Source organism: Pusillimonas sp. ANT_WB101, assembly GCF_008369125.1.
Lineage (GTDB): Bacteria > Pseudomonadota > Gammaproteobacteria > Burkholderiales > Burkholderiaceae_B > Allopusillimonas.
The window spans coordinates 1825326-1838175 of record NZ_VOAY01000001.1; the positions used below are offsets into that span (position 1 = coordinate 1825326).

General features: G+C 56.0%; 9 protein-coding genes. All 9 read right to left on the reverse strand.

Annotated features, from left to right (window positions below; genetic code table 11):
• Nucleotides 1–24 precede the first annotated feature (24 nt).
• The gene (locus FQ179_RS08230; protein WP_255474880.1) at nucleotides 25–1713 is read right to left on the reverse strand and encodes an ATPase, T2SS/T4P/T4SS family; all 1689 of its coding nucleotides are present in this window, start codon (nucleotides 1711–1713) and stop codon (nucleotides 25–27) included.
• Entirely contained in the window at nucleotides 1710–2186 is a 477-nt protein-coding gene (locus FQ179_RS08235) for a hypothetical protein (protein WP_149396698.1), read from the reverse strand. Before FQ179_RS08235 ends, FQ179_RS08230 begins: the two co-directional genes overlap by 4 nt.
• 148 nt (nucleotides 2187–2334) lie before the next feature.
• Nucleotides 2335–3645, reverse strand: a complete 1311-nt coding sequence (locus FQ179_RS08240; protein ID WP_188074533.1) for a type 4b pilus protein PilO2 — start codon at nucleotides 3643–3645, stop codon at nucleotides 2335–2337.
• 13 nt (nucleotides 3646–3658) lie between these two features.
• The gene (locus FQ179_RS08245; protein WP_149396700.1) at nucleotides 3659–5254 is read right to left on the reverse strand and encodes a hypothetical protein; all 1596 of its coding nucleotides are present in this window, start codon (nucleotides 5252–5254) and stop codon (nucleotides 3659–3661) included.
• Entirely contained in the window at nucleotides 5251–6327 is a 1077-nt protein-coding gene (locus FQ179_RS08250; protein ID WP_255474881.1) for a TcpQ domain-containing protein, read from the reverse strand. Before FQ179_RS08250 ends, FQ179_RS08245 begins: the two co-directional genes overlap by 4 nt.
• A gap of 275 nt (nucleotides 6328–6602) precedes the next feature.
• Nucleotides 6603–7928 (reverse strand): extracellular solute-binding protein, encoded by a 1326-nt coding sequence (locus FQ179_RS08260; RefSeq protein ID WP_149396701.1) that lies wholly within the window; start codon nucleotides 7926–7928, stop codon nucleotides 6603–6605.
• Between the two features lie 7 nt (nucleotides 7929–7935).
• Nucleotides 7936–9189 (reverse strand): D-amino acid dehydrogenase, encoded by a 1254-nt coding sequence (locus FQ179_RS08265; protein WP_149396702.1) that lies wholly within the window; start codon nucleotides 9187–9189, stop codon nucleotides 7936–7938.
• 72 nt (nucleotides 9190–9261) lie between these two features.
• On the reverse strand, nucleotides 9262–10293 hold the full coding sequence (locus FQ179_RS08270; protein ID WP_149396703.1) for a CDP-6-deoxy-delta-3,4-glucoseen reductase: 1032 nt from the start codon (nucleotides 10291–10293) through the stop codon (nucleotides 9262–9264).
• A 245-nt stretch (nucleotides 10294–10538) separates the two neighbouring features.
• Nucleotides 10539–12848 carry a DNA topoisomerase IV subunit A gene (gene parC, locus FQ179_RS08275; RefSeq protein ID WP_149396704.1) on the reverse strand — a complete coding sequence of 770 codons (2310 nt, stop codon included), beginning with the start codon at nucleotides 12846–12848 and terminating at the stop codon, nucleotides 10539–10541.
• Nucleotides 12849–12850 lie beyond the last annotated feature (2 nt).

A 12850-nucleotide genomic window follows, 5' to 3' on the forward strand; every position in this document is an offset into this window, starting at 1 on the left:
GACCATATCCTCTTAAGAACGCGTTCACGATGCACCTCCCGCAGCCCGTTTGCGGGCTACTCGCATCATTTTCTCGGTTTCAAATGCATGAAAGCGTGACTCCACATCCCGAAGATCCACCTGCCCGTCCAGCGCTTTCAGGACAGCACTTTCCATGGCGCTGCGCTGTGGGCTCCAAGAGAGCGCTGGCTCAATAATTTCGGCTGCAACGGTGCGGCCACTGTATCCGTACAAGTCAGACAGGCCATTTTGGCGGCAGGCCTGACACCCCTCTGGGTTGCGTATACGTACTTTGCATAGCGATCGCCCATAAAGCTGCCGCACCAGCTCAAGCCATACCTGCCAAGTTACCCCCCGCACCCCCTCATCGCCAGCAACAAGTCGGGCTTCAGAGCCCAAGACAGGCAGGGCGCATTCATCGCAAAGCCGTGGCAACAACACCTGGAAAACCAGCAACCGCAGTACACCTGGTGTGGCGAGAAAGTCAGCAGGTACAGCAATAAAGCCGGATGACAACCGCACGGGTATCATCGCCGCCGAAGGGGCATGCACAGTGCTGTAAACATTGACGCCTGAGCCAACCAGGTCCATAAACGCACGCCCAGTCTCGATATCGCGGATTTCACCCAACAAAACATCGCTCATGGCCGAACGCCTGAGCGACCTGAGCTTGGCAGCAAACACATCATGAGAGCAGGTATCGAGATTGCGCACCAAGGTATTCTGTATCGCACCCGGAATGAGGTATTCAACCGGGTCTTCAAGCGTGATGACTTTGCGATGCGAAGGCAGACCGCTTAACAGTGCCGCCAGACTGGTAGATTTTCCCGAACCCACAGTGCCCGAGAAAATGACGGCACCGCTTTCAGAGATCATGGCACGCCTGATTTGCGCAAGTTGATCGTGCATGTAGCCTAAGCTATCAAGATCTGACGAACATGCCCGCATGCTGCGACTTAGCAGTCGCAGGCACACGCTCGGGCCAACATCTGCGGCCATGGACGACCAGCGTAGCAAAAGGGGCTTGTCATCTACGTGCAATGTCAAACTCCCCTGCTGCTCACGCATGGGATCAAACACCGACCCATTGCCGCCGCGAATATCCATCCAGGCAACAGAAAGCATGTCGAGCAAAGTGCTGGTGGGCATACCTCGGAAACATTCAGGCGCCACGTAGCGCCCCGATATTGTGTAATTAACCTCCGAATTCGGTTCGGCAAGATGAACATTCAGATGGATGTCACTGGCGCCATGCCGGACTCCCCATTCGACAAGATCTTGAAAAGCGGCTGCGAGCGCCGGCCTGGAGCTTGCGAGACTGTGCCTGGGCAAACCACCCAAGGACTCGGCCGTGACTTGCCCGCGCACAAGCGCCAGCAAAAGCGAACGGGCAAGCACATAACGTTCGGGCGTAGCCAGCTTGTGGCCCGCCGAAAGGATGCGACGTACAAGCTCGTCGGCCTGGTCACTGCCCACATACGCCGCCTGAGAAAATATGGCCACTGTTTGATCTTCAAGTTGCACGGGCACCAACCGGTCTGCCAGCGACTCAACTGAGAACGCCGCACCCAATGTGCGCACATAACCCGGACGCATGGCTGCCAATTGTTCAATGCTGGCAATAGTGCCAGCGTTAGAAACATCAAACCGGCCTAATGGCCCTTCTACGAACCTGTCTTTGCCAGCGCGACGCCAGAAAGCAAACATTTTCATGGGCGTCCTACAGCACCGTCGACTCGAAAGTCGGGATGAATACAAAGCGTTTGAGCCTGTTGGTCTCGTTCGAGCACTACGCATGAGTTTGAAATACCACGCAACCGATAGGCGTCGGTATCGGAAGACTCTGCAGTCATGCCGACCGGATACGCCTGCCCATGTCGGTACAAGTATTGTTTGGTGCCAGCCATGACTTGAGCGGCGAGCTTTTTTCCTATGCCATAAATGGCAATCAGCTTTAACCTATCGGCGCCATGGGTGTCTTGAGACATACGGGCTTCTTGAGAACTGCTAATGTCCGTCAAATACCCGTCGGAAACTTCGGGGGCATGCCGTGCACGAGCTATCGCCTGAGCTGTTTCGACCTCCATCAACTCGTATACCTGCTGCATAATCCGCGTCGTGGGATCAGCCGCGACTTCATGCCGGTGCGCAATACTGGGGGGCTCAGCCACCGTGGCCCACGCCATACCACTTCCAACTAACGCAACAGCTCCAAGTGCCACGTTCAAGCAGCCACTACGAGCTGGCCTATGCCTTGCGCCGTGCTGTCTTGTGTCTTGCTGTCTTGCGGCATGCTGTCTTGTTGCAAAGGGTTTAAGTTCAAAAGGACTACGTTCAAAGAGGTGCAGCGACAAATTCAGGCTTCGACGCATACTCATCGGCTGCAAAATTTGGCTTGGTCGTTTCATAAAGCGCTCCCGATAAAGAAAAAACAAACCTGCTATTTCGGGCATCTGCACGATCAATTGGCTGATGCCGTAGTTCGGCCTTTGTCCAGGCCATGCCTGCGGCATAGGGTGGCAAAAAGCTGAAAGAGCGCAATGGCCCGTCAATGTGTAGTGAGCGCCTCTGGTACTGAGGCCCGCCCTCACGGATTTGTTCCACCACAGGAGTTGAAATACCGATATCAATGCGCTGGAACGCTTTGCTGATGGCCTGCAGACGAGTGAACAAAAGCCTGTCGTTGTCGGACTTGTGCGCTAGCATGTCTGCGTGAAGCGCAGCCGTAAAAGCCTGGGTACTCCAGTGAACGTGAGCCGTCTCCAGCGAAGGAAAATCAACCCGCCACGAGGACGGCATCGCACGCAGGAACGCGGCGTTGCTGGCGCTGTGGGCAGCGCGGTGGTAGTGTGCAGTGCACTGCCATGACTGTGCCACATCCAGACACGCTGCGTGCTGCAGGACCCAGTCATCGGCCTGCACCGGCAAGCTATAAAAAACGTGAAGCAAACCGTCCAGCCCTGCCTCACCATGAACCCTGACGCCCGGCGCAGCCGTTGACGGGTGCAGCGAAGTAAAGCCCGGGGCAAATTGGCCATCTCGAACTGCCCTGTCACTTTCAGTGGTATGCCTAGTGTTAAATGGCCCGTAGAGCGCAGACAGCAATAAGCCAAATACCAGGCAGAACCCAATCCCAAACGATCGCGCTGAACCAACCTTGAGCAAGAGCGTCTTGCTGGAAACGGCTGATTCAATATCAGACAGCGTGGGAGCTGACGGGGCGTTTGGCGTGCCCAGCTCGACCAGATGCGGATAAGCCATAGTCAACTCAGTAATGAGCGTTCGCACCAAAGCCGTGTCGCGATGCAATACGTCGGTGCGAGCGATCACCGCGCCTTCGTGCACGCCCACTAGCCAGTAAACGCCGGCAGCGACCTCTAGCATCAACGTATAAGTGCCTTGAGGAAACATGGAGGCGACAGCTTGCGCAGCCGAATGCAACTCCGTTGCACGCCGCCGTGCACCACCAAGAAAAGCCAGGCCAACCGACGCAGCCGCTGACCCTGTGAGTGCCATATGCGTTGCCCTGCGCTGACGCGCCAGGCGTCGACCTGCTTTTGCTGGCGTGGCCTCGATCAACGCATGCCATTCAAGCCCGAAGATCAGCTGAGTGCGGCCTGCCGAGAGCACAAATGGATCGGTCATTGCACCCTCCGTATCATTCTTCAACCTGCGCCGTAATAATGATGACCGTCGTGAGTTGCTGGGTGGCTGCCTTATCACCTCCGCCAAAGGCGAGAGGCACATCTGGATTTAGCCGTCGACCGGCGGACTCATGGCGCAGGCGGTTAAAGCCAGAAATAACGAGAGGCTGCCCCGGTTGCAGGGACACTTGCTGTACGGTACCGTTACCGTCTATGGCGATCTGCTGCAATTGCAGTGGATCACTGTTTTTGCTGCCAAACGTTACGGAGCGCAAAGGCTGCGCTACGGTATTGTCATAGGCCAGTGAAAGCAGGATCTGCCCGTCATCCTGGACGTCTGGCACCAGCGTGAGCAATGACCCAACCGTTTGCTCACGTTGTGAAACAGATACGGAAGGTATGGCCATCCCTTGTGTGCTGGCCAATGCGGCGGTTTGTACGCTGTCGATATACGAAAAAGTGGTGCGAACAGCGTGCGTAACCGGCCGGCGGTTAAGCGTAATTACGGGCATGCTGCTGTGCCTTACCACCCGCCCCGCCTGACTCAAGGCCTTAATCACGGCCTCGGATCCGCTGAAAGGGCCAGAACCTGCCTGCGCACCGAGCGCCGACGCAGCAGCCGACACGGGCCCCGAGGTCACCAGTGATGCAGCGGCCTGGGCGCTGGCAAAGACCAGCCCCCAATCGAACGCCACCTCAGCCGTATCATGGGCATCGACCGTCAACTCTTCAAACACCAGTCGAACCCGCCGGAGCATGGTGCGATTCTCGCGATCAAGATAGGACGCAATGGCTTCAAGCACTTGAGGCGTGTCGGTTACCACAATACTGGCACTGGCCCCTGGCTGGGCCACTACCACCCCCGAGCGCGTGAGAAACGGCTCAAGACGTGCCCGCATAACGGCAAACACGTCGTGCTCACCGCTATCAAGCCGCGTCTGAGATGAGCTGACAAAGCCTTTGCCAGAATCGCCACTGGCCAACCCAAGCGATGCCTGCGTGCTGGCGGCCAGTGTAAGCGCCGCGATGGTGAAGGCCCGAGTTTCTGTACGGTAAAATTCGATACGATCATTTTGATACCGCCACAACACCCCCAATCGTGCAGCAATACCGTCAAGTAGTCGGGCTAGCGGTTGTGCACCTCCCTCAAGCTCGGCGGTTGTAAGCGTCGCAATCGGCACTGCTGTCGAACCACCAAGCCGGGGCAGAAAAGCCTCAGCAGGCAGTAATGCATCGGGGCGCACATGTACGGGTATATCTGTGGCCGCCGCAATGCGCCGAGCGATCGCTGAAAGATCAAGTGGCCCACCCGAAAACACCAGGGAAGTAGGGACGTCCGTACGCAAAACCGCCGGCAAGGCGATCTCTCGCGCCAACGATTGTGCCTTGCCTGCAAGCCACGGGCGATTGATTTCTTGAGCAGCCTGCCGAGCAGCCTGATTGCTGCCCACGTTGCCAGCGGCATGGCTGAATTTTTCGTGGCGTTGCTGTATAGCCTGGCGAGCCTCGGAGAACACGTCACCGATTTCACTCATGCGACTGGCGAGGGTGCAGCCAGCCAACCCCGCGCAGCCTAGCACTACGAGAATAGGACGAAGTATGGCGTTCATGATGCCCCGCTCGCGCTCAGGCCTCGATCGCATGCTTGGGCGAACGGCACGATACGAAGTACCTGATTGGAGTAAAAACAAGGTTGTAAAGGCCGGTCAGCCAGCTCGGTAGCGGCCACCAGCTGACGCACCGCCTGCTTGAAATCGGTTTCGAATACAGCGCTGCCAGAAATAGGTATGTCAACGTCAACAGCCCAGTGTTCGGGCTCGAAGGTCCAACCAGCCTGACGGGCCCAACGCCCCAAGGCCTGCCTGATCGTGACGTCTTGGGGGCTGACACGATAGGCGCTTGTCGATGGCGTGGAAACTGAAAAACTCTTTGCTGTCAGCGATGAGGCCAGGTTCTGCCCAGTTTTTTTCTCGGCCGATCGAGCCACGCCGGTGATTGCTTGCGCCTGGGCTGCGAAGCCGGCAACGTCTGGTTCGATGACGGGAGCAGCGGGCGGCGTGACAACAGAGGCAGTAACTGCAGCCGTAGCTGGGGGATTAGCTGACGGAATAGCTGAAGTATTGGCTGAAGTATTGGCTGAAGTATTGGCCGAAGGATTAACCGGAGGATTGGCTGGAGGATAAGCTTGAGCAGCAGTGGACAGGCCAGCGGACGCCGCGACAGCAGCCACTGCTTTTTGCGCCGGCAGCGAACGCGGATAACCGTCAATGGGGGCAGGCACACCTGGCTGTATCGACTGGGTAAATTGGGCCGGTACCGGAACGAGACGTTGCACCCGACTTTGCAGATGGCCGCCTCGCAAGGCAAGCTGCGGCCATACACCTTGCAAGACCGCGTAGGGCCCCTCGACGCGATAAGACAGTGGACGATCTCCAGTCGGGGTAACCTCAAAAATGGCAGGTACTGGCTGGCCAGATGCAAACTGCAGCCAGGTACGTCGGCCGTCGTCAAAAACCTGCAGTGGCGCTACAGCCCGGTCGCCTGAAAGCTGCCAATCAAAACTGAACTGTGAGGGGCTGGTGGGCCGACGGGCAAACAGGTTGTCGTGTGATGCCCATTGAGGCACCGAAGCGCATGCTGGAAGCAGGCACACGAGCAGAATTAAAACGGGTTGTCGAAGCATGGATGAATTCAAGCAGAATACGCGCCAGAAGTTGGCGCCTGGACGCTATCTTGCTCAAGCGACAACCCCACATACAGACGGGTGATTACTGTCTGTTGGTTTTATCTTACCCACACAAAGAGAAAAACCTATTATTTTTCAATGGATTATGAAAACCATGAAGAACTAACGCAAAACGCGTGCAATAGGCTTTTTTTGCCTACAGCACGCGTTCAGAAGCGTTGCGGCCGCCAAGCCAAGCTGTCGTTAAACAGCCAAGCTTGCGTCGTTAGTTGCTATTTTTTTGCTTGCATCAGTTTGGTTGCTTCGGCAGCAGCCGTTTTCAACGCTGTAACGGCGGGCTTGTTACCGGCCAGCGCATCATCTAGCGTGTCACGGAACATGGCACGAATACGAGGGTAATTGTCGATGCGAAAGCCCCGGCTGTTTCCGCTGATGGGCTTGCTGTAAACAGCCACCAGATTTTGCCAGTCACCCAGGTTTTTGTAATAGCCAGAGCCAGTATCTGAAAATGCCTGTTGGGTAAGCGGCAAGAACCCTGTCTGCTGGTACCAGCGTGTAGCGTTATCGGCCTGTGCCAGGTAATCAAGAAAACGGGCGCTGGCCGCTTCACTGTCTTTGGTCTGACCTGCCGTGGCCCACAGGCCTGCTCCACTAACAAATGGCGCGCCAGGCTTAGCAGTTACTTCAGGGTAATAGGGCAGACCGCTGACAGAAAAATTGAGATTGCGAGTATCGTTGAACCAACCGAGATTGCTTGATTTTGATGTCAAGACGGCGCATTCATTGTTGGCAAAACGTTTGGTCGCCTGGGCATTATGCGCGGGCTTGACCATGATTTCACTGCGCACCCAACTAATCATCAGCGACAAGTGGCGAATATACACGACGTCAAAACTGAACCCTGGCTTGCCTTTGGCCCCAAGCCCGTTGTCATTGCCGGCAAACAACTGATTGTTGACCGCCGCAAGGTTTTCGAGGTTGACAGACACCGACTGGTCAGAAGTTAGCGGGCATTTGCGTGAACCATTGTTGGCCAGAGTAACCAGCTGGGCTTGCAGCCCGCTCCAAGCACGATCTGGCACAGTTGGGTTGAGCCCCGCCTTTTTGAAAGACTCAATGTTGTAGTACATGACCGGAACTTCTGCCATATACGGAAACGCAAGCAAACGCCCTTTGCTGTCGCGAACAAACGTGTTTGTGTCAGACAGAAACCATTTGACGTTTTTGATGGGGTGCTTACCCAGCATGACGTACATAGGCTGTATGTACTTAGGTAAATCAGCCTCAGTGCGCACCCGCTCATCATCAAGCTGTATTAACTGGGGTCGTTGATCGGCCGTTTTGATACCAGCCATGGCCGTTTCGAGGTCGGCGTCATTGTCGAAGGCCTTGAGCTTTACCTTTACGCCATCCTGGCTTTTGTTGAAATCTTTGACCAGCTTTTCGAAAACGTCGCGATTATGCGGGTTGAGAAAATGCCAAACCTGAACATCGGTGGCTGCATACGCTGCCGGGCAAGATAGAAGGATGGCGCCCGCAGCGCCCCACGCAAGCCGGCGACCATGACAGGAGGCGGCTTGAATCCAATTGAGATTCATATAACGTTTAACCTAGAAAAGGGAACTCGGGTTTGGGTTGTTGACCTGACATCAGATCAGCCAGGGCGCGACCTGACCCCGCGCCCATGGTCCAGCCAAGCGTGCCATGCCCAGTATTCAGATAGAGATTCTGGATGGACGTTTTGCCAATAAGCGGAACGTTCGAGGGCGTGGACGGACGCAGGCCCGACCAGAACTGTACGTTATCAAAATCGAGCGCCGTTGGGAACAGTTCTTGGGCCTGTCTTAACATATTTTCACAACGAATTGTATTTAATGCCCTGGAATAACCAGCCAGCTCGGCCGTGCCGGCCATACGCAACTGGTCGCCCAAGCGGGTATAGACGACTTTATGCGCGCCGTCAGTGAGGCTGACGGTAGGTGCTGCCTCAGCTTCAAGGACACGGAAGCTGGCTGAGTAACCCTTGGTGGGATAAACCTCGCAGGCCACACCCAATGGCGTTACAAGTTGGGGAGTATGCGCGCCAAGTGCTGCTACAAACGCGTCACCCCCTACTGTGTGATAGAGCCCGTCAGCCCCCACCACTTCGGCACCCTGTATGCGCCCATCTGCAGCAAGAAGACGGCACACCCGGGTGGAATACATAAACTGTACGCCCGCATCACGGGCGCGCTCAGCCAGTGCGCAGGTAAACAAATAGGCATCACCTGACTCGTCTTCGGATGTATAGTCACCACCCACGATACGGTCGCGCATGGGCGCGAGAGCCGGTTCGATGGAAATAATTTCTTCAGTCGTGACAACACGACGATCTACGCCGAAGTCACGCATGATATCGGCCATTTTCTGCGAACTATCAAGCTCGTTCTGATCGCGATAAAAGTTGAGAATGCCGCGTTCAAGATGGTTGTATTCAATGCCAAGCTCGCGCCGCATAAACTGCAGAGTTTGACGACTGTACTCGGACAGACGCAACATGGCCCCTACGTTTGCAGACAAACGCGCAGGCAGGCATTCGCGCAGGAACATGGCACCCCAACGCCACTGGCGAGTATCAAGTCGAGGCCTGAACAGCAATGGCGCATCTTCTTTGAACAACCAGCGAGCCAGCTTGAGCGGTGCCTGGGGACTGGCCCATGGTTCAGAATACGACACTGACACCTGACCGCCATTGGCGCGGGTTGCACCCTGCGCCGGCCCGCACTCGCGGTCGATTACGGTAACGTCATGGCCAGCTTCCCTGAGCCACCATGCCGTAGAAATACCAATAATGCCACTGCCCAGTACGATGATATTCATACGTTCTACCCCTGCCTTGCGGTGAAATAGAGCCGGCATGACCGGTGCAGCAACCGGCCCCGCACGACGATGCTAGACGACATCCGCCTCAGTGGTAAAGGCATCCGCGAAAAATGCCTCTTCAGACAGGGCTGCCTGGTGCTTGAAGTCGCGGCGCGCACTTTCTACCATGAGTGGTGTCCCACAGGCGTAAACTTGAAAGCCGGACAGATCAGGGAAATCTTGCAGCACGGCATGGTGTACAAACCCGACACGACCTGTCCAGCCATCTTCGGGCAGCCCGTTTGATACTACTGGCACGTAGCGAAAACCTGGCAGGGTTTGCTCAAACTCTTTGGCCACGCTGTTCATATACAGATCGGCAGGTCGACGCCCGCCCCAGTAAAGAACGGCCTTGCGTTTGTCGCCATGCGCAACCATGCGTTCAAGAATGGCTTTAACGGGAGCAAAACCCGTGCCGCTGGCCACGAAAACAATAGGCTTGTCGTCATCGCGCAAAAAGAATGAACCCAGCGGCCCTTCTACACGCAGAATTTCGCGCAGCTTCATCTGTGTATCACCCGCACCGAACACGTGGTCTGTAAATACCCCACCAGGCATATGGCGAATATGCAGCTCTACACGATTGCTTTCGGCAGGTGGCGAAGCCATGGAGTAACTGCGGCGACGACCATCTTTAAGTATAAATTCAATATACTGGCCGGCGTAATAGTTAAAGGGATCGGCCGTTGGTAATTGCAGCGTCACAATCATGACGTCGTTTCCGGCACGCTCGAGATCTATAACGCGGGCAGGCATTTTGCGTATCTGGATATCGCTGGCCATGCGGATTTCATGCGCTTCGATCTGCAGGTCAGAAGTAGGTTTGGCCTGGCAAAACAGCGTAAAGCCATTGGCAATGTCTTCTGCGGGGAGGATATGCGCCGGTGCGGGCCCTGCCTCATACGTGCCTTCAAGCACTTTACCCCTGCACGTGGAGCATGCACCGTCGCGACAACTGTATGGGAGAACAATTCCCGCTGCCAGCGCGGCATCTAATACGCTCTGGCCATCTTCGACCGTAAACTCATGCTTGCTGGGAAGAACGGTAACCTTGAAACTCATAACACCCGCTTATTGAAAAATAAAGAAAAACACGGACTATTTTAAGTCGTAAACGCGTCAGAGGCTTTATTAGCCATTCTTGCTACACAAGCTATGCCACGGCCCACTGCCATGACGCCGGCCCAAGAAGAGCCCTTGAGCATACTGGAGCTGGTTGACTGCTGGCCATTCTGACGGCCACCAGACGGCTCGCCTGAGCCAATGATACGCGAGCAGCCAGCCCCGCAAGACCGCTGCTCGCGAGATTAAACGGCGATCAGGCGCGCATCCTTTACCTTGACAGCCAACAGCTTGCCTTTGCGTGCCCGCTTGCCTACATACTCGGCCAACTCGTCACCCGCCAGACGCAGGGTAGTATCTTTTTTGCGATACTCACCTGCCACCTGCAGCCCCGCCTCGCCGACGGGCACCCACTGAGCCAATGCGTCGCCCTCGTCCAGCCCCATAAGTATGGTGCCGCGACCACCACCCGACAAGGTTTTCAACTCTTGCAACGGCACAACAAGAAAGCGCCCTTTTTTGGTAAGCATGGCCAAATGCGTGTCGCGGTCACGCAAAGCCAGAGGTTTGAGCAGTCCATCGCCTTTTTCGAGCGTAACAAACTGCTTGCCCGCTCGCTGTCGCGTTGTGAGATGCTTGAAGGTAGTGATGAAGCCATAGCCCAGGCGCGAGCCCAGTATGTAACGCTGACCAGCCTCACTGGCAATCATGTGCACGATGCGGGCACCTGGCTCGATTTCTATCATCGAGGTAATGGGCTGCCCGTCACCACGTGCCGAAGGCAGACTGGCTACAGGTACGGTGTATACACGCCCCGTATTTGAAATGGCCACCAGATCGCCGGTGCTGCGACACTCAATAGCGTCGTAAAGCGAATCGCCGGTTTTGAAGCCAAACTGTGACGCGTCATGGCCATGCCCCTGGCGTGAACGCAGCCAGCCCTTCTGGGAAACAATAACCGTAACGGGTTCTTCGACCACCCGCACCTCAAGCACGGCGCGTTCTGCCGCCTCGATCAGGGTGCGTCGGTCATCGCCATAGGTTTTGACATCGGCCTCGATTTCTTTAATCATCAGACGCCTGAATGCGCGCGGGTTATCTAGCAGCTCTTTGAGGCTGGCCTGCTCTTGCTTCTGCATGGCGAGCTCTTTCTCGATCTTGAAACCTTCAAGCCGCGCCAGCTGACGCAATCGCATTTCGAGAATATCTTCGGCCTGGCGCTCAGACAGATCAAAGCGCTGCATAAGCGCCTGCCGGGGCTCATCTGACTCGCGTATGGTCTGGATAACCTCATCGACGTTCAGATAAACCACCATGCGTCCTTCGAGCACATGGATGCGGTCAGTGACTTTATCCAGACGGTATTGGGTACGCCGTGTCATGGTGTGAGCACGGAAGTGTATCCATTCAGTCAGAACCTTGCGCAACGGCCGCTGCCCGGGGCGCCCATCGGTACCGATGCACACCAGGTTGATGGAAACACTGCTTTCCATACTGGTTTGCGCCAGCAGCATGGTTACGAACTCATCGCGATCAATACGGCTGGTTTTGGGTTCGAAAACCAGCCGGACGGCCGCCTCTTTACCCGATTCATCACGCACTGCATCAAGCATGCCCAGAACGAGAGCCTTGGTTTGCTGCTGCTCGGTGCTAAGGCTTTTTTTACCCGCCTTTACCTTGGGATTACTGCGATCTTCGATTTCTTCGAGAATTTTTTGTGTAGAGGTGCCTGGCGGCAGCTCATTAACAACCAGTTGCCACTGCCCGCGTGCCATCTCTTCAAACTGCCAGCGCGCACGTGCCTTGATGGAGCCCCTGCCTGTGCCGTAAACATGTTGAATGTCTTCGGCTGAGGAGATAATTTGCCCCCCGCCTGCAAAATCAGGGCCCGGTATAAGAGTGAACAGCTCTTCATCGGGCAGATTCGGGTCACGAATCATCGCTACACATGCCGCAGCAATTTCGCGCAGGTTATGCGAGGGAATCTCTGTGGCCATGCCTACGGCAATGCCTGAAGCACCGTTGAGCAACATAACGGGCAGGCGCGCAGGCAGCAGTACGGGCTCTTTCTGGCTGCCATCGTAGTTGGCGGCAAAGTCGACCGTGCCCTCGTCAAGCTCATCAAGCAGCAGACGCGCAAAAGGCGTCAGGCGTGCTTCGGTGTATCGCATTGCCGCAGCGTTGTCGCCATCGCGCGAACCGAAATTGCCGTGGCCATCGACCAGCGGATAACGCAGACTAAAGTTTTGCGCCATGCGCACCATGGCGTCATAGGCCGCCTGGTCACCATGGGGGTGATATTTGCCGAGCACGTCGCCCACAACACGGGCGGACTTGACGGGTTTGGCATTGCCGCCCAGGCCCATGGCCTGCATGGCATACAGTATGCGGCGCTGCACGGGCTTTTGCCCGTCAGTCACATCGGGAAGCGCGCGTCCGCGCACAACGGAGACAGCGTAATCGAGATAAGCCTGCTCAGCATAGTTTGCCAGCGTTAGGCTATCGCCACCGTCACCATCACCCTGACCAAACAGGTCTACTTGTGTACTATCCATTT

What these genes read in the sequence shown, in the direction of transcription:
- FQ179_RS08240 (WP_188074533.1), bottom strand. Translation starts at nt 3,645, where the DNA reads ATGACCGATCCATTTGTGCTCTCGGCAGGCCGCACTCAGCTGATCTTC.
- FQ179_RS08245 (WP_149396700.1), bottom strand. Translation starts at nt 5,254, where the DNA reads ATGAACGCCATACTTCGTCCTATTCTCGTAGTGCTAGGCTGCGCGGGG.
- FQ179_RS08250 (WP_255474881.1), bottom strand. Translation starts at nt 6,327, where the DNA reads ATGCTTCGACAACCCGTTTTAATTCTGCTCGTGTGCCTGCTTCCAGCA.
- FQ179_RS08230 (WP_255474880.1), bottom strand. Translation starts at nt 1,713, where the DNA reads ATGAAAATGTTTGCTTTCTGGCGTCGCGCTGGCAAAGACAGGTTCGTA.
- parC (WP_149396704.1), bottom strand. Translation starts at nt 12,848, where the DNA reads ATGGATAGTACACAAGTAGACCTGTTTGGTCAGGGTGATGGTGACGGT.
- FQ179_RS08260 (WP_149396701.1), bottom strand. Translation starts at nt 7,928, where the DNA reads ATGAATCTCAATTGGATTCAAGCCGCCTCCTGTCATGGTCGCCGGCTT.
- FQ179_RS08265 (WP_149396702.1), bottom strand. Translation starts at nt 9,189, where the DNA reads ATGAATATCATCGTACTGGGCAGTGGCATTATTGGTATTTCTACGGCA.
- FQ179_RS08235 (WP_149396698.1), bottom strand. Translation starts at nt 2,186, where the DNA reads ATGGCGTGGGCCACGGTGGCTGAGCCCCCCAGTATTGCGCACCGGCAT.
- FQ179_RS08270 (WP_149396703.1), bottom strand. Translation starts at nt 10,293, where the DNA reads ATGAGTTTCAAGGTTACCGTTCTTCCCAGCAAGCATGAGTTTACGGTC.